General features: G+C 65.8%; 18 protein-coding genes. 17 read left to right on the top strand and 1 reads right to left on the bottom strand.

The features are described 5' to 3' along the window. The first annotated feature begins 53 nt into the window (after positions 1-53). Positions 54-2747 (top strand): CHAT domain-containing tetratricopeptide repeat protein, encoded by a 2694-nt coding sequence (locus WEA80_01095; GenBank protein ID MEX1185170.1) that lies wholly within the window; start codon positions 54-56, stop codon positions 2745-2747. Between the two features lie 747 nt (positions 2748-3494). Here WEA80_01095 and WEA80_01090 read toward each other — a convergent pair. Beyond that, on the bottom strand, positions 3495-3761 hold the full coding sequence (locus tag WEA80_01090; protein ID MEX1185169.1) for a hypothetical protein: 267 nt from the start codon (positions 3759-3761) through the stop codon (positions 3495-3497). Positions 3762-4125: 364 nt separating this feature from the next. Here WEA80_01090 and WEA80_01085 point away from each other — a divergent pair, with 364 nt between their 5' ends. The 16 genes from WEA80_01085 (at position 4126) to WEA80_01010 (ending at position 20485) form a co-directional block, all read left to right on the top strand. Then, positions 4126-5724, top strand: coding sequence for a M20/M25/M40 family metallo-hydrolase (locus tag WEA80_01085; protein MEX1185168.1), 1599 nt, complete (start codon positions 4126-4128; stop codon positions 5722-5724). A gap of 11 nt (positions 5725-5735) precedes the next feature. Continuing rightward, positions 5736-6203 (top strand): DUF4440 domain-containing protein, encoded by a 468-nt coding sequence (locus WEA80_01080; GenBank protein ID MEX1185167.1) that lies wholly within the window; start codon positions 5736-5738, stop codon positions 6201-6203. 88 nt (positions 6204-6291) lie between these two features. Continuing rightward, positions 6292-6741: a GspH/FimT family protein gene (locus WEA80_01075; protein ID MEX1185166.1), complete on the top strand. Its 450-nt coding sequence runs from the start codon at positions 6292-6294 to the stop codon at positions 6739-6741. Beyond that, positions 6741-7112: a prepilin-type N-terminal cleavage/methylation domain-containing protein gene (locus WEA80_01070; protein MEX1185165.1), complete on the top strand. Its 372-nt coding sequence runs from the start codon at positions 6741-6743 to the stop codon at positions 7110-7112. The genes WEA80_01075 and WEA80_01070 overlap by 1 nt, the downstream gene beginning before the upstream one ends. Continuing rightward, positions 7109-8008, top strand: coding sequence for a prepilin-type N-terminal cleavage/methylation domain-containing protein (locus tag WEA80_01065; GenBank protein ID MEX1185164.1), 900 nt, complete (start codon positions 7109-7111; stop codon positions 8006-8008). Before WEA80_01070 ends, WEA80_01065 begins: the two co-directional genes overlap by 4 nt. A gap of 35 nt (positions 8009-8043) precedes the next feature. Then, on the top strand, positions 8044-9174 hold the full coding sequence (locus WEA80_01060; protein ID MEX1185163.1) for a hypothetical protein: 1131 nt from the start codon (positions 8044-8046) through the stop codon (positions 9172-9174). Between the two features lie 155 nt (positions 9175-9329). Then, entirely contained in the window at positions 9330-10766 is a 1437-nt protein-coding gene (locus tag WEA80_01055; GenBank protein MEX1185162.1) for a sigma-54 dependent transcriptional regulator, read from the top strand. Continuing rightward, a complete protein-coding gene (locus WEA80_01050; GenBank protein ID MEX1185161.1) occupies positions 10763-11443 on the top strand; it encodes a response regulator transcription factor in 681 nt (226 codons plus the stop codon). The genes WEA80_01055 and WEA80_01050 overlap by 4 nt, the downstream gene beginning before the upstream one ends. A gap of 33 nt (positions 11444-11476) precedes the next feature. After that, positions 11477-12976: a HAMP domain-containing sensor histidine kinase gene (locus WEA80_01045; GenBank protein MEX1185160.1), complete on the top strand. Its 1500-nt coding sequence runs from the start codon at positions 11477-11479 to the stop codon at positions 12974-12976. Between the two features lie 138 nt (positions 12977-13114). Next, on the top strand, positions 13115-13828 hold the full coding sequence (locus WEA80_01040) for an energy transducer TonB (GenBank protein ID MEX1185159.1): 714 nt from the start codon (positions 13115-13117) through the stop codon (positions 13826-13828). A 39-nt stretch (positions 13829-13867) separates the two neighbouring features. After that, the gene (locus WEA80_01035; protein ID MEX1185158.1) at positions 13868-14608 is read left to right on the top strand and encodes a MotA/TolQ/ExbB proton channel family protein; all 741 of its coding nucleotides are present in this window, start codon (positions 13868-13870) and stop codon (positions 14606-14608) included. Between the two features lie 24 nt (positions 14609-14632). Continuing rightward, on the top strand, positions 14633-15124 hold the full coding sequence (locus tag WEA80_01030; protein MEX1185157.1) for a biopolymer transporter ExbD: 492 nt from the start codon (positions 14633-14635) through the stop codon (positions 15122-15124). Next, positions 15124-15552 (top strand): biopolymer transporter ExbD, encoded by a 429-nt coding sequence (locus WEA80_01025; protein MEX1185156.1) that lies wholly within the window; start codon positions 15124-15126, stop codon positions 15550-15552. The genes WEA80_01030 and WEA80_01025 overlap by 1 nt, the downstream gene beginning before the upstream one ends. Before the next feature lie 63 nt (positions 15553-15615). After that, complete coding sequence (locus tag WEA80_01020; GenBank protein ID MEX1185155.1) at positions 15616-16374, top strand: hypothetical protein; 759 nt, start codon at positions 15616-15618, stop codon at positions 16372-16374. Positions 16375-16540: 166 nt separating this feature from the next. Next, positions 16541-18928: a sodium-translocating pyrophosphatase gene (locus WEA80_01015; GenBank protein ID MEX1185154.1), complete on the top strand. Its 2388-nt coding sequence runs from the start codon at positions 16541-16543 to the stop codon at positions 18926-18928. Between the two features lie 42 nt (positions 18929-18970). Then, entirely contained in the window at positions 18971-20485 is a 1515-nt protein-coding gene (locus WEA80_01010) for an amino acid permease (GenBank protein MEX1185153.1), read from the top strand. Positions 20486-20491: the final 6 nt, after the last annotated feature.

Below are 20491 nucleotides of genomic sequence, written 5' to 3'. Positions count from 1 at the left end.
GCCAATTGCCCTGCAGCTTGCGGGCGTCCGTTGCGCCGGCACTTGTCCTGGCCATGGTCCTCTGCACGGCCGCATGCGACCGGCGTCCATCCGCGGCGGAGCCGGCGCGCGATCCGATATTCGCCGTTGCCGACAGCCTCCGTCTCGAAGGCCGGTTCGCGGAGGCGCTTGATCACTACCGCGCTCTCCGTGACTCCCTCGCGCAGACGCCCGATACGCAGCGTCATTGGCGCGCTCAGCTCTGGTGGGCGGATGCGCTCATGCGTCTCGGCCAACGCGACAGCGCAGCCGCAGCGCTCGATGTGGCGATGGCGCTTGCAGGCAACGATCCGCGGCGGGAGAGCCAGACCCGTTATACGCGGAGCGTGCTCCTCGACCGGCAGGGGCAGTTCGACCTCGCGTTCGCCGAGGCGACCCGCGCGCTCGAGCTGGGACGCCAGAGCGGCGATCTCGCGCGCCAGGGGGACGCACATAATGCGCTCGGGCGGATCCACTCATTGAGCGGTCGCTACCGCGATGCCCTCGCCGCGCACATGCGGTTGCTGGCGGCGCGGCAGGCAGACGGAGCGTCGCCGAAACAAATCGCGGACGCGTACAACGAGCTTGGGATTGATTACCGGCATCTCGGCCGCTTCACGGACGCTGCCGCTGTCTACGGGCAGGCGCTCGCCTTCTACCGTGCGAACGGTAACCCCGAGGGGCAGGCACGCGTGCTCAACAATCTGGCCAATGTCCACCTGATGTCCGGGGAGAGGGACGAGGCCCTGGCCCTGCTCACCGAAGCGGTACCGCTCACCCAACAGATCGAGGATCCTCGCGGGCAGGCCTTCGTTCTGACCGGTCTCGCCACCGTGTACCTGCAGGCGGGAAATCTGGAGGCCGCCCGGGCGCCGCTCCGGCGTGCGCTCGATTTCGCCCGGCGCGCCGGGCTTTCATACAACGTGACGGTCATCCTGCTCAACCTCGGCGAGCTTGAGCTGCGCACAGGATCACTGGCGGCGGCCGGGCGCGCGCTTACCGAGACGCTCACACTCGCCGACTCGTTGGGTTACGGACGTCAGCGTGCGGGCGCGAGAGCATTTCTCGCCGAGCTAGCGGTGGCGCGCGGTGACGCACGCGCCGCACGCCGGTGGGCCAACGAAGCGGTACTGCTCGCCGACTCGCTCGGCGATCCCGAGGCGCAATACGAGGCAGGGGAGGCGCACGGCGCGGCGTTGGAGGCGGCGGGAAGTGTCGACGCGACCGCAGCATACCTGAACGTGATTGAGCTGCTCGAGTCATGGCGGGGCCGGCTCGCACTCGGCGACCTGCGGATGGGCGTCGCCGAGCCCCGGCTGGGGGTGTACGAGGGTGCTATCCGAACGCTGCTCGCCCGCGGCCGCGCGGAGGAGGCGTTCCTCGTCGCGGAGCGGGCGCGAGGACGCCTATTGCTCGAGATGATGGCCGAGCGTGGGCGAAGTGACCGAACAAGCTCACGGCGCACCGAGCTCTTGCGCCTGCTCCAGGAGCAGCACGAGGCATCGGGCGCCGTACGCCGAAACGATCTGCGCGAGCAGATCCAGAGCGAGGTAGGCCGACTCGGACGCGAGTTGGAGCTGCTCGAGCGCGGTAACCGCTCCGCCGGCGGGGGGGCCACCATCGGCAATCCACATTTGGCCTCGATGTCGAATCTCCGATCCGAGCTTCTCGGAGGTAAGCGCGCGATACTCGCATACTTCTGGGGTGACAGCGCGGTCTACGGATGGTGGATCACCGCGGAAAGCGTGCGCGCAGCGCGTCTCGGCGCCGCCGATTCGCTCGCGGCGCTCGCCGATTTCCTTCGCGGCGCCGTGGAGAGCCCGTCGTCCGGCGCAGACTGGACAGCTCCGGCTCGTCACGCCTTCGACGTCTTCGTCGCGCCGCTCAACCCGACGGACGCGGAAGAGTTGTTCGTGGTGGCCGACGGGCCGCTCACCTATGTGCCGCTGGAAGTTCTCGTCCCCCGAAGCGGACTGCCATGGGGCACAGCGCGGCATATCACGTATGGGCCGTCGGCATCCGTGCTCCTGGCGCTCGCCCGCGCGCCGAGATCCGAGGGTTGGGCGCGCACCATGCTCGCGGTCGGCAACCCATCCCAGGCCCGGGAATGGATTCGACGCGGTGCCGATGGGGACCGCGCGTCGCCGCTGCGCCCTTTGCCGCACGCGGCCGAGGAGGCGCGGGCGATAGCCGAGATGTTCCGCCGCCGGGGAGCCGACGCACTCGTCGGCCGCAGAGCGACTCTGGAACGGTGGCTTTCCATACAGCCGGCGCGCTACCGGTACCTCCACTTCGCTGCACACGCTCAGGTGAGCGACCGCGAGGCAATGCAGACGGCGCTCGTTCTGGTCGACGGCCGGCTCGACCTCGCGCGCATCCGGGAGCTGCCGCTGCGCGCCGAGCTCGTGACGCTCTCCGCCTGCGAGACGGGCCTTGGCCAGCGTATGCGCGGAGAAGGCGTGATCGGCCTCCCGCATGCGTTTCTCGCGGCCGGTGCGCGAAGCGTGGTCGTGACGCTGTGGCCGATAGCGGATCGGCTGGCAGCCGATTTCATGGTCAGCTTCTACGGACGGGTACGCGAGGGCAGATCGCCCGCCGGGGCATTGCTGGAGATGCGGCGCGAATGGGCGACGAGTCGCGGGGACCGCGCGCATCCTTCGAGCTGGGCATCGTTCGTCCTCGTCGGCGGGGTAAATTCGAGCGAAGTCCCCACTGCCGCGGCGCGGTGAGGCATCGCGGGACACACGAATTCCTGGTGCCAGCCACCTACGGTCGCGACTGACTTTCCCAGGAGTCATTGTGAGGATATCGGGTCGCCCCGCGAGAGGTCCTGAACGCGCCGCTGTGACGCTCGTCGAGTTTACGGACTACCAGTGTCCATACTGTGCTCGGCATTTCATGGAAACGTACGACACACTCCTCTCCGCTAACGCGGGGCACCTTCGTTCATGTCGTGCGCAACTTTCCTGTAGCTAGTCTGCATCCCAATGCACAGAAGGCAGCAGAAGCGGCTGAATGCGCGTTCGAACAAGGAAAGTTTTGGGAGTACCTATAGAGCACTCTTCGAGCGGTCGCCAAGATTTCCACGCGACAGTCTCACGCGGTTCGCCGCGCGACTCGGGCTGGACACGGCAAGGTTCGAGGCCTGCCTAAATTCCGGGAAGAAGAAGAATGTCGTCTTACAGGACCTACAGGACGGGCAGCGCTACGGTGTCACCGGGACCCCAACATTCTTCATCAACGGTAAGATTTTTGTCGGCGATTCTGCAGCGATAGAATTGCGCCGGGAACTTGGCCTTGATTGGGCGTCAGCCCCCAGCGGGCCGCCCCGCACTACTGCTGTTAGTAGGTACTCTGGCGGGGCGTGACCGCGAGCCCATCTCGGCGTTGAAGCCGACGATACCGTTCGTGGCGCTGCTGATCTTGTTGTAAGTAGTGCGTAGTGCCGAAGAACTTGAAGTCGAAGCCGATCTCGATCAGTCCGGTGGTATTGTCGTCGTCCGCGAGATGGGGATGCGTGCCGGCCGGCGTGGGACCGGCGCAATGGGAATCGAAGTCACCGCGTAGTCGGGTCCGCCAAGATGCGTGAAGCGCGGCGCTACGTTGGCGCTCCGCTCCCGGATGGATCGAAGCATCTGCCGCCATCTCTCGGTGACGAGCAGTGGCTTCACGGAGGCGAGGAGATCGGAGCTCGGGTTCGCGGTGGCGGCGAACCGCTCCAGCAGCACCAGGTCGCGGTCCACAGGGATTCCAACCGGCTCGGAACGCCGTAGCAACCCGAGCGCGGCGAGGCCGCAAAACAGGATTGTGGCCGCGTGCCGGACTACCGAGTGCATCGAGTTATGGGCGCTCTGACGAGTGCGCATGGTAATCTCCAGAAGGACGTAGTGCTCCGCGCATGCCTCCATCACGTGCGCGGAGCGCGATCTCTCTATTCCCCGGACGTGCCAGCGGTGATTTTGGTAATGCCGTTTCGCCGGTATTCGCTTGTTCTTGCGCGTTCGCTTTTTGCCTGATTTTTTGCAGATTGCAAATGGTCCGGCAGGCGGCGGAAGCGGCGCTGTCGTATCTTCGATTCGTCGACGACCTCAGCAAAGGAAGCCTGTCATGCCGTCGTACTACCCGGTCGCTTTCCGCGCGCGTCCCGTTGCGGCGATACTCGTGCTCGCCATCCTCTCGCCCGCGGCCGCGCACGCGCAGCAACCCGACCGAGCCGACACGGCGGTCGTCACCCGGATCCGGGACGAAGGATTCAACCGCTCGCAGGTCATGGAGACCGCGAGCTGGCTGACCGACGTGTACGGCCCGCGTCTGACCAACTCGCCCAATGCGCGCGCCGCGGCTGACTGGACGATTCGCCGTCTCGCCTCGTGGGGGATCGACAACGGCCGTATGGAGCCGTGGGGAACGTTCGGCATCGGCTGGAGCAACCAGGCGCTGTTCGTGCGCGCGGTCGAGCCGCAGGCGTATCCGATCATCGCGAACGTGGCGGCCTGGACGCCGAGCACCAGCGGATGGGTGCGCGGGGAAGCGGTGATGGTCAACGACCTGACCGATTCCAGCGTCTTCGCGAAGTACGCCGGGAAGCTGCGCGGCAAGTTCGTGCTGATCACCGATCCGCCCGGCATCGCACAGCGCTTCCGCCCGGATGCGCGGCGCTACTCGGACAGCGCGCTGGACGCGATCGCCGTCCCGCCCGCTTCTCCAGGCGACGGGCAATTCGGCCCGCCGCAGCCGCAAGGCACTCTGTCAGCCGCCGCTAGACTGCGGTTTTTCGAGAATGAAGGCGTGGCGGCCGTCGTATCGAGCAGCCCGCGCAACGATTTCGGAACGGTGTTCGCCGCGGCCTCCGTCGGCACGCGCCGGCAGGACGCGCTCTCCAACCTGATCGGGCTCGGCTTCGCCGCTGAGCACTACAATAGAATCGCGCGCACGCTCGCGAAGGGGCTGCCGGTCGTGCTCGAGATGTTCGTGCAGAGCACGGCGCACGAGCAGGACCGCACGGCGTTCAACGTGATCGCGGAAATCCCGGGCACCGACAAAAAAGACGAAGTAGTGATGCTCGGCGCGCACTTCGACTCCTGGCACTACGCCACCGGGGCGACCGACAACGCTTCCGGCAGCGCGGTGATGCTCGAGGCGATGCGCATCCTCGAAGCGCTCAACCTGCCGCTCCGGCGGACGGTCCGGCTCGCGCTGTGGACGGGAGAAGAGCAGGGGCTGCTCGGCTCGCGCGCGTACGTGAACGATCACTTCGCGGACCGCGCCACGATGCAGCTCAAGCCGGATCACGCGAAGTTCCAGGCGTACTTCAACATGGACAACGGGACCGGCGCGTTTCGCGGCATTTACCTCCAGGGGAACGAAGCCATAGGACCGATCTTCCGCGCGTGGATGGAACCGTTCCAGGACCTCGGCATGACCACCATCACCATCCGGAACACGGGCGGGACCGATCACCAGGCCTTCGACGCGGTCGGACTGCCGGGCTTTCAGTTCATCCAGGACGAGATCGAATACCGCAGCCGCACGCATCACTCGAACATGGACAGCTACGAGCGGCTGATCGCCGATGACCTCAAGAAGAACGCGGTCATCGTCGCGAGCTTCGTGTATCACGCGGCGAACAGGCCAACGCTGCTGCCGCGCGAGCCGTTGCCGCCACCCCCCGCACCGCCCACGCCGCCCACGCCGCCCCGGCAGTAGGAGCGATACCGATGGCGTCTGCTCGCCTGGTGCGCGTCCTGCCCGCCTTCGCGCTCGCGGCGCTCACAGCGTGCGCGGTCCGCCAGCGTGATGGCTCGCCCGCATCCGCATGGGCAGCGGACGAGGCCGCCATACGCGCGGCGACGACCGCGTCGGCCGACGCCTGGAACCGCGGCGATCTGCGGGGACATCTCGCCATCTATGCCGACAGCGTGACGTTCATGACGCGCACCGGCCCCCGGACCGGCGCTCGCGCAATCGAGCAGGAGTTTTCCCGCGTCTATTTCAGCGAGGGAAAACCGAAGCAGGCATTGGGGTTTGAGCAGATCGTCATCCGCAGGCTCGACAGCGATACGGCTTTACAAATCGGGCGGTTCGTCCTCAGCGGCGGCGGTCAGCCTGATCAAACCGGTTGGTTCACCCTCGTCTGGACCCGCACGGCAGCCGGCTGGAAGGCCGTGCACGACCATTCGAGCTAAGCGCGTCGAGCTATCGCGCTGGCAGCACGCAACCTGGGGCGACCGCGGGAGTTGTGACGGTGCAGGTCGCTCAGCCGTCTACTAGCGAATGCACACACCACGCGGATTTACGATGATAGAGCTGATGATCGCCATCGTGCTGATGGGGATCATCACGGCAATCGCCGCGCCAAAGCTCGGATCAATCAGGGACCAGGCCTCCGTGCGGTCGGCGACGCAGCAGATCGGCGCCTATGTGGCGTCCGCGCGCGCGTCCGCCATTCGCCGGGGGATGCGTGCCAACTTCAAGACGCAGGCAGACACGATGTGGATCGAGATTCAGCAGCCGGGCGCGCCGGAGCTCATCGCGCCGCCGATACCCCTGGCGGCTACCTTTAACATCACCATGACCTCCACGACGGATTCGATCGTATTCGACGCGCGGGGTTTCGCCATCTATCCGGCCCAGACCTCGAAGTTCGTCGTCTCCAAGGCGTCCGCGAGCGACTCCATCTGCGTTACTCGGCTCGGCATGATATCCCCAACGTGCGGGCTCTAATGAAAGCGACTCAGGGTCGTAAACGTCGTCGGGCCGGATTCACGCTCGTGGAGCTCATCGTCGCGATGCTGATGCTCACGATCGGTCTGCTCGGGCTGGCCGCGGTCGGCGCCGTCGTGCTCAAGCAGACGCGGGGCGGAACTGCCCAGACGATAGCCGTATCCATCGCGCAGTCGCGCTTCGAGCAGCTCGAGGGGGACCCGTGCGCGTCGATCACGAGCGGGACCGCCACGGTGCGGGGGATGACCGAAAGCTGGACGGTCTCCCCGCTCGGCCCTCGCGCCAGGATCGTGCACGACACCGTCAGCTACGCCGTAAATACCGGGACGCGGAAAATCGGAATCCGCACTGCGATCGCGTGCACGCTATGACAAACCACCGCGCGCGGCGAAGCGGCTTCTCGCTGGTCGAGCTGATCGTGATTCTGGCGCTGTCCACGATCGTGATGGGCGGCCTTACGTCGGTGCTCGTTCGGCAGCAGCGGTTCTACCGCGGCACCGCCGATCTGATCGAGACTCGCAGCCAGATCCGGCAGGCGGCGGGGATCATCCCCTACGACCTTCGCGGCGTCTCTACCGTGGGCGGCGACATCCTCGAGCTCTCGGAAACAGCGATGCTTTTCTGGGCGACCATCGGCCAGGCTGTGGCTTGTGCGCCGGCCGCTTCGGCGACCAGCATCGCCGTACCGCCGCTCGCGCTGGCCAACAACAACATCCTCGCCAGCTTTACGCTGACACCGCAAGCGGGTGATACGATATACGTGTACCATGACGGCGGCACGATAGCTTCGGGCGACGACTATTGGCATGCCTACGGAATAACCGGCCCGCCGACATCGTCGCTGGCTCAGTGCGCCAGCTTGACGGGGCTCGCGGATGCGACGACGTCACGGTATGCGTTTCCGCTGAGCGAGCCGTTGCGCCCAGACATATCCGAGGGCACGCCGCTGCGGTTCGTCCGCCGGACGCGCTACACCCTGTTTCAGGCCGCGGACAACGCGTGGTACCTGGGCTACTGCTCGCCCGACTGCGCGGGGGTCGCGCCGCAAGCGATCGCAGGCCCGTTTCTGCCGGCAGGCGCCGGGACGGCTGGAGTCGCGTTCAGCTACCAGGATGCGGCCGGGAACGTGACCGCGGTTCCGGCGAACGTCGCGCAGGTCGGCATCGTCGTGCGAGGACAAACAAGAGGTTTGGTGGACTTGGGATACAAGAACGCGCAAGTCGGCGATTCGCTGCGCTTAAGCGTGGCCCTCCGGAACCGGCAATGATGCGCGGCGACAAGGCCTTTGATAGAGGTGCTCGTATGAACACCAGACGGAACGGAATCGCGATCATCGCGGCCCTGGGCGGCATCGTCGTGATCGGCGCTCTGATAGCGGGAGTCTTCTTCGTGTCCACGCAGGAGAGCCAGATCAGCGGCGGCTCGATCGCGCAGGAGCGCGCCTTCAGAGCGGCGGAGCTCGGGCTCAACACCGCCCTCGCTACCTGGGACTCGCCCAATATGTACGCGATGCCCATCGGCGGGATGCGCACGCTGGCCTATGCCGGGACGGGCTGGGTGGACACCGTGGTGGTCACCAAGCTCACTCAGCGGGCGTATTCGATGCTCTCTACCGGGACCGCGGGCGCGGGACGCTTCGCGCGCTCGCGCAAGCAGACGCTGCTCAGCGTGCGCCTCTCGGCGCCGGAGTTCGACTTCCTGGGCGCTCTGACCGTGCGGGGAGCGACGCAGATCGGCGGAAGCTCGGTCATCAACGGCGCCAACACCAATCCGGCGGGTTGGGCAACCTGCCCGCTCGTGACGGATGTGCTGGCCGGCATCGCCATAGCCGACTCTACCCAGATCTCTTATTCTGGTAATGCTCATCTCGTGGTCGGCTCGCCGCAAATCCTGCAGGACCCGTCCGCCGGCGACACCACGAGCTACTTCAAGTTTGGCGATGAGGATTGGGCCACGCTTACGGCCGCTGCCACGAAGATAATCCCGCCGAATACCACGCTCAGCCAGATCAACCCTGTGGTGACCAACGGGGCGTGCGACAAGAGCCAGCTGAGCAATTGGGGCGCGCCCACTCACACGCTGCCGGCGAACGCGTGCGAAAACTATTTTCCGATCATCCACGCGACGGGAACCGGTGGCGCCCTCAAGCTTACCGGTAACAAGGGCCAGGGCATTCTGCTAGTGGACGGCGACCTCGAGATCTCCGGCGGATTCGAGTTCTATGGCCCGGTCATCGTGCGCGGCCGCATCAAGAGCACCGGCACCGGCGGCAAGCTGAACGGCGGTGTCATGGCGGCGAACGTAGACCTGGAGACGAATACGGTGCTCGGCGACGCGACGATTAACTACTCGAGCTGCGCGATCGAGCTGGCGCTCGGGGGGTCGTCCACCCCGCGCCGACTCGTAGAGCGCGCCTGGACCGAAGTGCACTGAGGATCTGCAAGGCAGTGACAAAAAAGGCGAGTCTTCTAGACTCGCCTTTTTTTATGCTCGCGCCCGGAGCGATTAGCGCTTTCCGCAACCGCTGTACCTGCAACGACTTGCCGATTTGACCAAGGTAAGGGAGCCGATGGCTTTGGCTTTCCAGTCTGCCAGGTTGGCACGACCAAAAGTCTCGTTCGGTCATCTTTACCGATTGTGGTCCTTCTAATACCCTTTGTTCAACCCAACAGGAGCTTCGTATCCACCGGTATGTTCTGATCGCGGAGGACGACGAGGACCTCCGTGCTCTGCTCGAGCGCTATCTGAAGAGCAAGGGGCACACAACCGTGGCGGTCGCGGATGGGACGGCGGCGCTGGCCCGGCTTCGGGAGCAGCTGTTCGATGTCGCGTTGGTGGACATCAACATGCCGGGACTCAACGGGCTGGAGGTTCTGCGCCAGATGCGCAACGAGCCGGAGCCGCCCGAAGTCGTGATCATGACCGGCGAGGGCACGATAGACAGCGCGATCACGGCAGTGAAGCTCGGCGCCTACGACTACGTGACCAAGCCGTACCGGATGGGGGAGATCGAAGTCGTAGTGCAGAAAGCGGGAGAGAAGCGGGACCTCGCCGCCGAGAACTCGCGCCTGCAGTCCGCTCTGGGGAGAGCCGCGGACCACGACCCGATCATAGGTCGCGACCCGCGCGTGCTCGCCGCGGTGGAGAGGATACGGGAGATCGCGGACAGCCGGCTCCCGGTCTTGATCACCGGTGAGCGCGGGACAGGAAAGGATATTTTCGTCCACGAGATCCGCGCGGCGTCGCAGGCGAAGCAGTTGGTCAATGTCGACGCCGACGGGCCCACCGAGTACGACGTCGACAGCGCGTTGTTCGGGCACGAAGCTGGCTCGCACCCGGGCGCGAACCGGGCCCGGCCGGGCGCGTTCGAGACGGCCAGGAGCGGAACCGTGGTAGTCGGCAACGTGCATGCTCTGACGCCAGCTCTCCAGGACAAGCTGCTGCAGCTGCTTACTTCGAGCCGGTTCGTCAGGGCCGGCGGGGAGGACCCGTTTCGCTCGTCGGCGCGGGTCATGGCGACCACGTCGCGGGACCTGTCCGTCGCGGTAGCGGAAGGCAAGTTCTCCTCGGCGCTGCTGGCCGAGCTGTCGGCGCACAGGATCGACTTTCCGCCGCTGCGTGAGCGGCCGGGCGACGTGGTTCTGCTGGCGGATTATTTCCTGGAGAAGTATTCGCGCGGAAAGGCCCGCGTCTTCGATGCGGACGCCATCACCGCGCTGTCGCAATACAGCTGGCCCGGGAACGTCGTCGAGCTGAAAAACGTCGTCGAGCGGGTGGCCATGCTCGCGAAGGGAGACCTGATAACCAGACCGGAGCTGCCGCTTCAGGGCATCGTGGGCCGCACCGCTCCCTCGTCCAGCATGCCGCTCGCCGAGCTCGAGCGGCAGCACATCCAGGCGGTTCTGGCGGAGACGAACTGGCATCAGGGCAACGCCGCCGCGAAGCTGGGGATCTCGTCCAAGACGCTGTACCGGAAGATTCGCGAGTATGGGTTCGTCCGGCCCCGCGACGCGCAGGGCGGATGAGGGTCCTCGTCATCGAGGACGATCCCACTGTCGGGACGTTCGTCAAACGAGGGCTGGAAGAGCAGCGCTGGCAGGTCGACCTGGTCGCCTCGGGTGACGAGGGCCAGCGGCTCGCGGAAGCCGGTTCGTACGACGTGCTCGTTCTCGACATGCGGCTGCCGGGGAAGTCCGGCATGGAAGTGCTGCGCGATCTCAGGGGGCGCGGGTTCGAGAAGCCGGTGCTGGTGCTCACGGCCCAGGACGCCGTGGACGCGAAGGTCGACGCGCTGCGCGCGGGCGCCGACGACTACGTCACCAAGCCGTTCGCGCTCGAGGAGCTGCTCGCGAGAGTCGAGGCGATCGCGCGCCGGCCCGCCGGGCTCGCGCTGCCGGAGCTGCGCGTGGGCGATCTCGTTCTCGACCGCGCGACGCGACAGGTCGCTCGCGCCGGCAAACCGATCGAGCTGACGCCCAAGGAATACACGGTGCTGGAGTATCTCATGCGGCATCCCGGGCGGGTGATGAGCCGTACGCTCATCACGGAGTACGCGTGGGGCTACCACTTCGACCCCGGCACCAACATCGTGGACGTGGTGATCAACCATCTGCGCAAGAAGATCGACGCAGGGCGGCCGCAGAAGCTGATCTCGACGGTGCGCGGCGTAGGGTACGCGATCCGGGATCCGGCCGAGCGGTGATGGAAAGGCTGATAGCTGATAGCTTCTCCTGCCATGTCCACCCGACTTCGCCTCACACTCATCTTCGCCGCCACGCTCACCGCCGCGCTGGCGGCGGTCACGACGTCGCTGTGGCTGTCGCGCCGGGCGTACGTCTACCGCGACCTGAGCGCGCACGCCTCCGCGCAGGCCGCGCTTGCCGTGCGCGTGATCGAGGAGGCCGCGCAGGCGGGCGAGGTCATCACCGAGGAGCCGCTGCTCGGAGCTTCCGGTGGGCCGTCCCGCCGGATACTCGCGCCGCGATTGTGGCGAATCTTCGAGGCTCTGCCGGACTATCTCATCGTGGTAGACCGGGACAGCAGCGTCGTGTTCGTGTCGGAGCGCCTCATGCGGCTCGACCGGGACGATTGGGCGGCGATCCAGGCGGGGCTGACCGATGTTCCCGACGATGGTCCGGCCGCGCTGCTGGATGTCGATGGCGGGGTCCTGCTGGTGGCGCGCTCGATCGGCGGCCCCACCACGGTCCTCACGCGCGTGATCGCGGGCGTGCACGTGGGCGGGAGAGTGGAGGCGCCCCGCGAATACCTGATAACGGTGTTCTTCCTCTTCCCCTTGATCCTCGCGACCGCGCTCGTCGCGGTGTGGATGATGCTGGGCAAGCCGTTCGAGCAGCTCAAGCGGATCACTGACGAGCTCGCGGCGATAACCGACGGCAGAAGTCTGCATCGCCGGCTGCCGGTGGATGACAACCGCGCGGAACTGTCGGACCTCGTGGCCACGCTGAACGCGATGATCGACCGGCTCGAGCAGTCGTTTCTTGGCCTGCGCAGGTTCACCGCCGACGCGAGTCACGAGCTCAAGACGCCGCTGGCGGTGCTGCGCGCGGACGTCGAGCGCGCGATGAGCGACGGCTCGTCGAAGTCGGAGAAGCTGGTCGCGCTGGAAGAGGCGCTGCATGAGACCGCGCGAATGGCGGACCTCGTGGAGACTTTGCTGACGCTCGCGCGCGCCGACGAGGGTCGGTTCGACCTGCATATGGAGCCCCTGTCGCTCGGCCCGATCGCGCGGGACGTGTACGAGACCGCGTTGATCCTCGGCGAGTCGGCGCAGGTCGAGGTCAGCATGCCGTTCACCGCGGAGGCGGTGGTCATGGGCGATCCGCCGCGATTGCGGCAGCTGTTCCTCAACCTCGTGACGAACGCCATCAAGTACACGCCCGCCGGTGGGCGGGTCGACATCGGGCTCGGTCGGCATCCGGATCACGTCGCGTTCGTCGTGCGCGACACGGGCATCGGCATCGCGGCCGCGGACCTACCATATGTATTCGACCGTTTCTGGCGGGCGGACCGGGTTCGCTCCCGCAGCATCGCGCGCGGACGCGCCGGTGAAGGCGGGGGCGGCGGCTCAGGGCTCGGGTTGGCGATCAGTCAGTGGATCGCGCAGGCGCACGGCGGTACGCTGACGGTCACTTCCCGTCTGGGAAAGGGAAGCCTGTTCACGGTGACGCTGCCTCTCGCCGCTGAAGACGCCCCGAAAAGCTTCATCGAACCTTAATCCGCGCTGGATTCCATCAGCGCCAGGTCGGGGTACGTTCAATAGGAACTTGAATCGCCGGGAACTTGAATCGCTGCGAGCGGGCGGGAGCGAGCCCGTCTCATCCATTGCTTTTTCGAGAGAGGAAAGGATCGAATCATGTTCAACAACTTGATCGAGTCGCGGGCCAAGAGGGACAGGAAGGCTGGCGGGACGGTCCTGAGCGTAGTGCTGCATTCAGCGGTCATCCTGCTGGCAGTGTACGCGACCGCTTCGGCCGGAATCGAGGCCGAGAAGACACGGCAGGAGAACATCAAGTTCATCGAGACGCCCAAGCCCAAGGAAGTCGAAGTCAAGAAGGACGAGCCGCCTCCGCCGGACAAGATCGCGGTGATTCCGCCGCCTAAGGGCTTCCAGGTCCTGCGGGCGCCCGTCGAGATCCCGATCGAGATCCCCAAGATCGACCTCACGAGGCGGGTGACCAACGAAGAAGACTTCAGCGGCAAGGGAGTTGCTGGTGGGACTGCCACCGGAGTCGTCGGCGGCAGGCCGATCGATCTTACGAGCAACCAGACCTACTTCTCGTTCCAGGTGGAAAAGCAGGTGGAGCCCATTTCCAGCACGCAGCAGGTCGCCTTCCCGGAGGCGCTTCGCTCCTCGGGCGTGGGCGGTGAAGTCTCCGCGCAGTTCGTGGTCGACACGCTCGGCCGCATCGAGCGCGGCAGCTTCAAGGTGCTCAAGGCCACCAACGACATGTTCGCCTCGGCCGTGAGATCGCACCTGCCGCGGATGCGCTTCTATCCCGCGGAAGTCGGCGGGCGCAAGGTCCGGCAGCTCGTACAACAGTCGTTCGTGTTCAACATCCAGAACTAGACCGCTCAACTCCCAACCGAAACCGGAGAGCACCGAGTTATGCAGATTTCGCTGCTGGACATGTGGCACGATATGATGTGGTTCGCGAAGGGCATCGTGTTCATTCTGCTCTTCATGTCGATCTGGTCGATGTCCGTATTCGTGAAGAAGTGGTGGGAGCTGCGGAAGGCGCAGGCGGAGACGCGCAAGTTCGCGCCCGAGTTCTCGCAGTTCCTCGAGGAGGACAACATCACCGAGGCGATCAACCTCTCCGAGCGGTACAAGCGGTCGCACGTGGCCCGCGTTCTCGGCGGAGCGCTGGCCGAGGTGAAGCCCCTGATCCAGGACGGCTCGGTGGGGGTGAACGACATCAATTCGGCCGAGCGCGCGGTCGAGCGTGAGATGCTGATGACGTTGACCGACATGAAGCGCGGCAACGGCATTCTTGCCACCGTCGGCGCCACGGCGCCGTTCGTCGGACTGCTCGGTACGACGATGGGTATCGTCAACGCGTTCCAGGGAATGGCCGTGTCCGGCTCGGGCGGTATCGGCGCGATCTCCGCTGGCGTGTCCGAAGCTCTGATCACGACGGCGTTCGGTCTGCTCGTCGCCATTCCGGCGGTGTGGGCCTTCAACTATTTCCAGGTCAAGATCGAGAATCTCGCAGCGGAGATGACCTACACCTCCAAGGAGTTCATCGATTACCTGATCCGCGGCGTCAGCGGCGAATACGGCCGCTCGCGCTTCACGCGCGAATTCAACACCGCCGCTTCGGCCGGCACCGAGCCGATCTCCGGATAACCCCCTAGACCAGGAGATACGGCAATGGGAATGTCCGTAGGCGGGGGCCGCAGCATAAAGGCTGAGCCGAATGTGGTGCCGATGATCGACATCATGCTCGTCCTGCTCATCATCTTCATGCTCGTCATCCCGGCGGTGAGCGCCGGCTTTCAGGCGATCCCGCCGCAGGGGCAGAACCTCAAGCCCCATCCGGAGGAAGACACGGATCAGGTGCTCGGCATCGACGCCGACGGCCAGTACTACCTGAATCGGGCGCCGATCCCGAACGCCGAGCTCGGCGCGCGGCTGAACGAGATTTTCGGAAATCGCGAAGAGGATTTTCTGCTGTACGTGAAGGCGCACAAGGATCTGGAGTACTCCAAGATCCTCGACGCGCTGGATATCGCGGCGAAGAACAGGGTCAGGGTGGCCGGGATGATCACAGACCAGACCCCGGGGACGCAGTCTCTCGTGGCGAGTGACAACCTGCTGAGCCGTGAGGCGACGGCGACGACGCCCCCCGGAGGGCAGGAATAATGGGAATGAACGTAAGCTCGAGCGCGGGGAATACGCTCGCCAACGAGCCCAACGTCGTGCCGATGATCGACATCCTGCTCGTGCTGCTGATCATCTTCATGCTGGTGATCCCGCTCTCGCGGAAGGCGATCGATCTGCAGCTGCCGGATCCGAACCCGCCACCGTCGTCCGGGCCGCCCCCGGCGCAGATCGTGCTCGAGGTGCTGCCGAACGGCGTCTTTCAGGTGAACAAACAGCCGGTGGCGAAGGCTGCGCTTCACGCGGAGCTCAAGAAGATCTACGATCCGCGACCCGACAAGATCATCTTCGTGAAGGGACATCCGACGGTGAAGTACTCGGACGTGATCTGGGCGATGGACGTGTCGCGCGGCGCGGGAGTCAAGGTGATCGGCGTGACGCCGAAGGAAGCGGCGCCGGCGGGATCGTAAGGCTGGTGGTGCTGCTCTTCACGGCGGGCGAACCCTTTGGGTTCGCCCGCCGTATCATTTGATATGACCAGGCCGCGCAAAGCATCGCCCGCCATCGCCGGCCCTCCGCGGCGAAAGCGCGAAGGCCCGGGAGGATTTCTCCTCTCCGCGTTCGTGCACGCGACGCTGGTGCTGCTGTTGCTCACCTCGCCGTTCTCGCACGGCTTCACGCCGCCGCCGTCGCAGCTCGGCGGCGGTCCCGGGCCGGCGGGCGGGGGAGGTGGCCGCAGCGGATCCGGCGCCGACGGAGAGCGGCTCCGGTTCGTGCAGACGCGACCCGCCGCGCCTCCGCCCGCTCCAGCGCCCGCGCTGGTGCCCTCACTTCCGATCTCCACTCCGGTCCCGCCCGTGGTCGCGCCGAGTGTACAGCCCGTGCCGGAAGGTCCGCCTTCGGGCACGGCGACGAGCGGCACGGGCACGGCCGGCCAGGGCGGCGCCGGCCCTGGAAGCGGAGGGGGAACCGGGAGCGGGACGGGCACTGGCACCGGATCCGGTACCGGGCCGGGAACAGGCGGCGGCGACGGTGTCAACCATCCGCCCACGCCGACCCAGGTCTTTCTGCCCCCGCTGCCCGCTCCGCCGCGCATCAAGCCGTACCACCTCATCGCCTGGTTCGACGTGGACGAGCGGGGCAGGGCGCGGCTGCTGAGCTTCAATCCGTCGCGCGACGCGTCGTACAACCGCCGGCTCCGGGAGGTGCTGCTCTCGGTCAAGTTCCGGCCGGGGGTCACGGCCGCGGGGGTCCCGGTCCGCGACACGATCGATATTCAGTTCGTTTTCTAGGACGGCGTTCCGGACGAGAACAGTTACGGTGTGTCAGTCGGGCGCCGTCGCGGAAGGTTAGCTCCAGGGATTCCCCTGAAGTATTCCAGGAGCCACCCGCGTCTTCCCCGAAGCCTGCCTTTCAATGGCTGGCATCCCCCCTGACGCGAGAGTACATTCGCGCGCCATGCAACCTGATACCGCGCAAGCGCTCGCGGCCGGCGTGCAGCACCGTGCCGGTGGCGAAGCCAGCCTCATAGTTCCCGATCTTTCCGGCGCGACGTTCATGGGCGTGGAGGGCACGACGCTCCTCCTTTTTGGCATGGGCGTCTGCGTGCTCGGGCTGCTCTTCGGGCTCGTGATCTACCGCCAGCTGCAGCGGCTCCCGGTCCACGGCTCGATGCTCGAGATATCCGAGCTGATCTACGAGACCTGCAAGACGTATCTGATCCAGCAGGGCAAGTTCCTGCTGATCCTCGAGGTCTTCATCGGTCTCGTGATCCTGCTGTACTTCGGGGTGCTGCTCGACTTCGAGGCGAAGCGGGTCGGGATCATCCTCCTGTTCAGCCTCGTCGGCATCGGCGGCAGCTACGGAGTCGCGTGGTTCGGAATCCGGGTAAACACGTTCGCCAACTCGCGGACGGCGTTCGCGAGCCTCCGGGGCGGCGCGTTCCCGCTCTATTCGATCCCGCTCCGCGCCGGAATGAGCATCGGAATGCTGCTCATCAGCGTGGAGCTGCTGCTGATGCTGTTCATCCTGCTGTTCGTTCCGGGCGACTACGCGGGCCCGTGCTTCATCGGGTTCGCGATCGGCGAGTCGCTGGGCGCGGCCGCGCTGCGAATCGCGGGCGGGATATTCACGAAGATCGCCGACATCGGCGCCGATCTCATGAAGATCGTGTTCAACATCAAGGAGGACGACGCGCGCAACCCCGGCGTGATCGCCGACTGCACGGGCGACAACGCCGGCGACTCGGTGGGGCCGAGCGCGGACGGCTTCGAAACGTACGGCGTCACCGGGGTCGCGCTGATCGCCTTCATCCTGCTGGCGGTGACGAGTCCAGCGGTGCAGGTGCAGCTCCTGGTCTGGATCTTCGTCATGCGCGTAGTGATGATCATCTCGAGCGGCGCGTCGTACCTCATCAATGAGGCGCTGGCGCGCGCGCGTTACAGCACGGTCGAGCGCATGAACTTCGAGGCGCCGCTCACGTCGCTGGTCTGGCTCACGTCGTTCGTGTCGGTCGGGCTGACGTTCCTCGTGTCGTATCTGCTGATCCCCGACCTCGGCGACGGCACGCTCTGGTGGAAGCTGTCGGCCGTGATCACCTGCGGCACGCTCGCGGGAGCCATCATCCCCGAGCTGGTGAAGATCTTCACCTCGATGAACTCGGCGCACGTGCGCGAGGTGGTGACGTCGTCCCGCGAGGGCGGCGCTTCGCTCAACATCCTGTCGGGTCTCGTGGCGGGTAACTTCAGCGCGTACTGGCTTGGCATGGCGATCATGTCCCTCATGGCGATCGCGTACGGCGTGAGCTCGCAGGGCTTCGACGCGCTCATGATAGCGCCGGCGGTGTTCGCGTTCGGTCTGGTGGCGTTCGGCTTTCTCGGCATGGGCCCGGTCACCATCGCGGTGGATTCCTACGGCCCCGTCACGGACAACGCGCAATCGGTGTTCGAGCTGTCCATGATCGAGCAGATTCCGGGGATCGAGGCGAGCATCAAGTCGGAGTACGGCTTCGAGCCCCGCTTCGCGCACGCCAAGGACCTGCTGGAGGAGAACGACGGCGCGGGGAATACGTTCAAGGCCAGCGCCAAGCCGGTGCTCATAGGCACGGCGGTGGTCGGCGCGACCACGATGATCTTCTCGATCATCATCGCCCTCACCCACGGACTCCAGCCGGAGTTCCTGCAGCGCCTCTCGATCCTGCACGCGCCGTTCCTGCTCGGGCTCGTGACCGGCGGAGCGATGATCTACTGGTTCACCGGCGCGTCCACGCAGGCCGTCACGACCGGCGCGTACCGCGCCGTGGAGTTCATCAAGGCCAACATCAACCTGGAGACGAGCACGCGCGCGTCCGTCGCCGACAGCAAGAAGGTCGTCGAGATCTGCACGCTGTACGCGCAGAAGGGGATGTTCAACATCTTCCTCGCCGTCTTCTTCTCCACGCTTTCGTTCGCGTTTATCGAGCCGTTTTTCTTCATCGGCTATCTCGTCTCGATCGCGATCTTCGGGCTGTTCCAGGCGATCTTCATGGCGAACGCGGGCGGCGCGTGGGACAACGCCAAGAAGATCGTGGAGGTCGAGCTGAAGCAGAAGGGAACGCCGCTGCACGCCGCGACGGTCGTCGGCGACACAGTGGGCGATCCGTTCAAGGACACATCTTCGGTCGCGCTGAACCCGGTCATCAAGTTCACGACTCTCTTCGGCCTCCTGGCCGTCGAGCTCGCGGTGTCGCTCACCGAGCAGCAGGGCGCGCTCTGGACCACGTCGCTGTCGGGGGTTTTCTTCCTTGTGGCCGCGGTGTTCGTGTGGCGCTCGTTCTACGCCATGCGGATCGAGTCCGCCGCCGCCTGAGCGCGACCGCTCCCGTCCGCCACTCGCCCGCCGAATGATCGGATGCTGAAACAGCTTCTGGCGCGCAAGCCGATCGTCGGGATCCTGGAAGATCGCGATCATCCGAATTCCATGAAGCGCGTGCTCGGCGCGGGCGATCTGGTAATGCTGGCGATCGGCGCGGTGATCGGGGCCGGAATTTTCTCGGCCATCGGCACGGCCGCGGCGGGCGAGCTCCTTCCCGACGGCACGGTGGTCCGGTACGGCGCCGGACCCGCGCTGGTCTTCTCTTTCCTCCTGCTCGGCGGCGTATGCGCTCTCGCCGCGCTCTGCTACGCCGAGCTGGCGTCGATGATCCCGCAGGCGGGAAGCGCGTACTCCTACTCGTATGCGACGCTCGGGGAGTTCATCGCCTGGATCATCGGTTGGGACCTGATACTCGAGTACGCCATCGGCAACATCGCCGTGGCCGTCGCGTGGGGCGGCTACTTCAACTCGCTGCTCTCCGCGTTCGGCCTGTCGTTCCCCGATTGGGCGTCGCACGGCTATCGCTCGGTGCTGTTGAGCTCGGACCCCGCCGTTCACGGGCTGCTTGAAACCGCGCCGCGCCTGTTGGGAGTTCCCATACTGCTGAACCTTCCCGCGTTCGGCATCGTCGCGGCGATCACGTGGCTGCTCCTGCGCGGCGTTCGCGAGAGCGTGCGGGCCAACAACATCATGGTCGTGGTCAAGCTGCTGGTGCTGGGATTCTTCGTCGTCGTCGGCGCGATTCACATCAATCCCGACAATTACGTGCCGTTCGCGCCGAACGGGTGGCGCGGCATCCATCAAGGCGCCGCTATCATCTTCTTCGCCTACATCGGCTTCGACGCGATCTCGACCGCCGCCGAGGAGACCAAGAATCCGCAGCGCAACATGCCGCGCGGAATTCTCGGCGGACTCGCGATCTGCACGGTGATCTACGTGATCGTGGGAATCGTAGCGACGGGGCTGGTACCGTACGAGCAGCTGCGCGCGGCGGATCCGCTCACTCGCGCGCTGCAGGTCGCGGGTCTGGAGACCGCGAGCTGGATCGTGGCGTTCGGCGCCGTCGTCTCGCTCACCGCCGTACTACTCGTGTTCCAGTACGGCCAGCCGCGAATCTTCTTCGCGATGGCTAGGGACGGGCTGCTTCCCAAATCGGCGGCCAAGATTCATCCGAAGACCCGGATCCCGCACATCACGACGTTCTGGACGGGCGCCGTCGTGGCGGTGGGCTCGCTGTTCGCCGACGAGAACGAGATTTACGATCTGACGAACATCGGCACGCTGTCGGCATTCGCCATCGTCGCTATCGGCGTGCTGGCACTACGGCGGCTCGACCCGTCCAGGCCGCGCCCGTTCCGCGTGCCGTTCGTCTGGCCCGTCGCGATCGGAGCGGCGGCGGCCTGTATCTACATCATGACGGGGCTGCCCGTGCGTGCGTGGGAGCGGTTCGGCATCTGGATGGTATTGGGGATCATTATGTACTTCTCGTACGGCCACCGGCACTCCCGACTCCGGCGCGAGCGGCTGGGTCTACCGCCGGACAGGGACTAGCGGGCG

The sequence above is a fragment of the Gemmatimonadaceae bacterium genome (genome assembly GCA_040882285.1).
Lineage (GTDB): Bacteria > Gemmatimonadota > Gemmatimonadetes > Gemmatimonadales > Gemmatimonadaceae > JACDCY01.
This window is presented reverse-complemented; position numbering and strand designations above follow the sequence as displayed.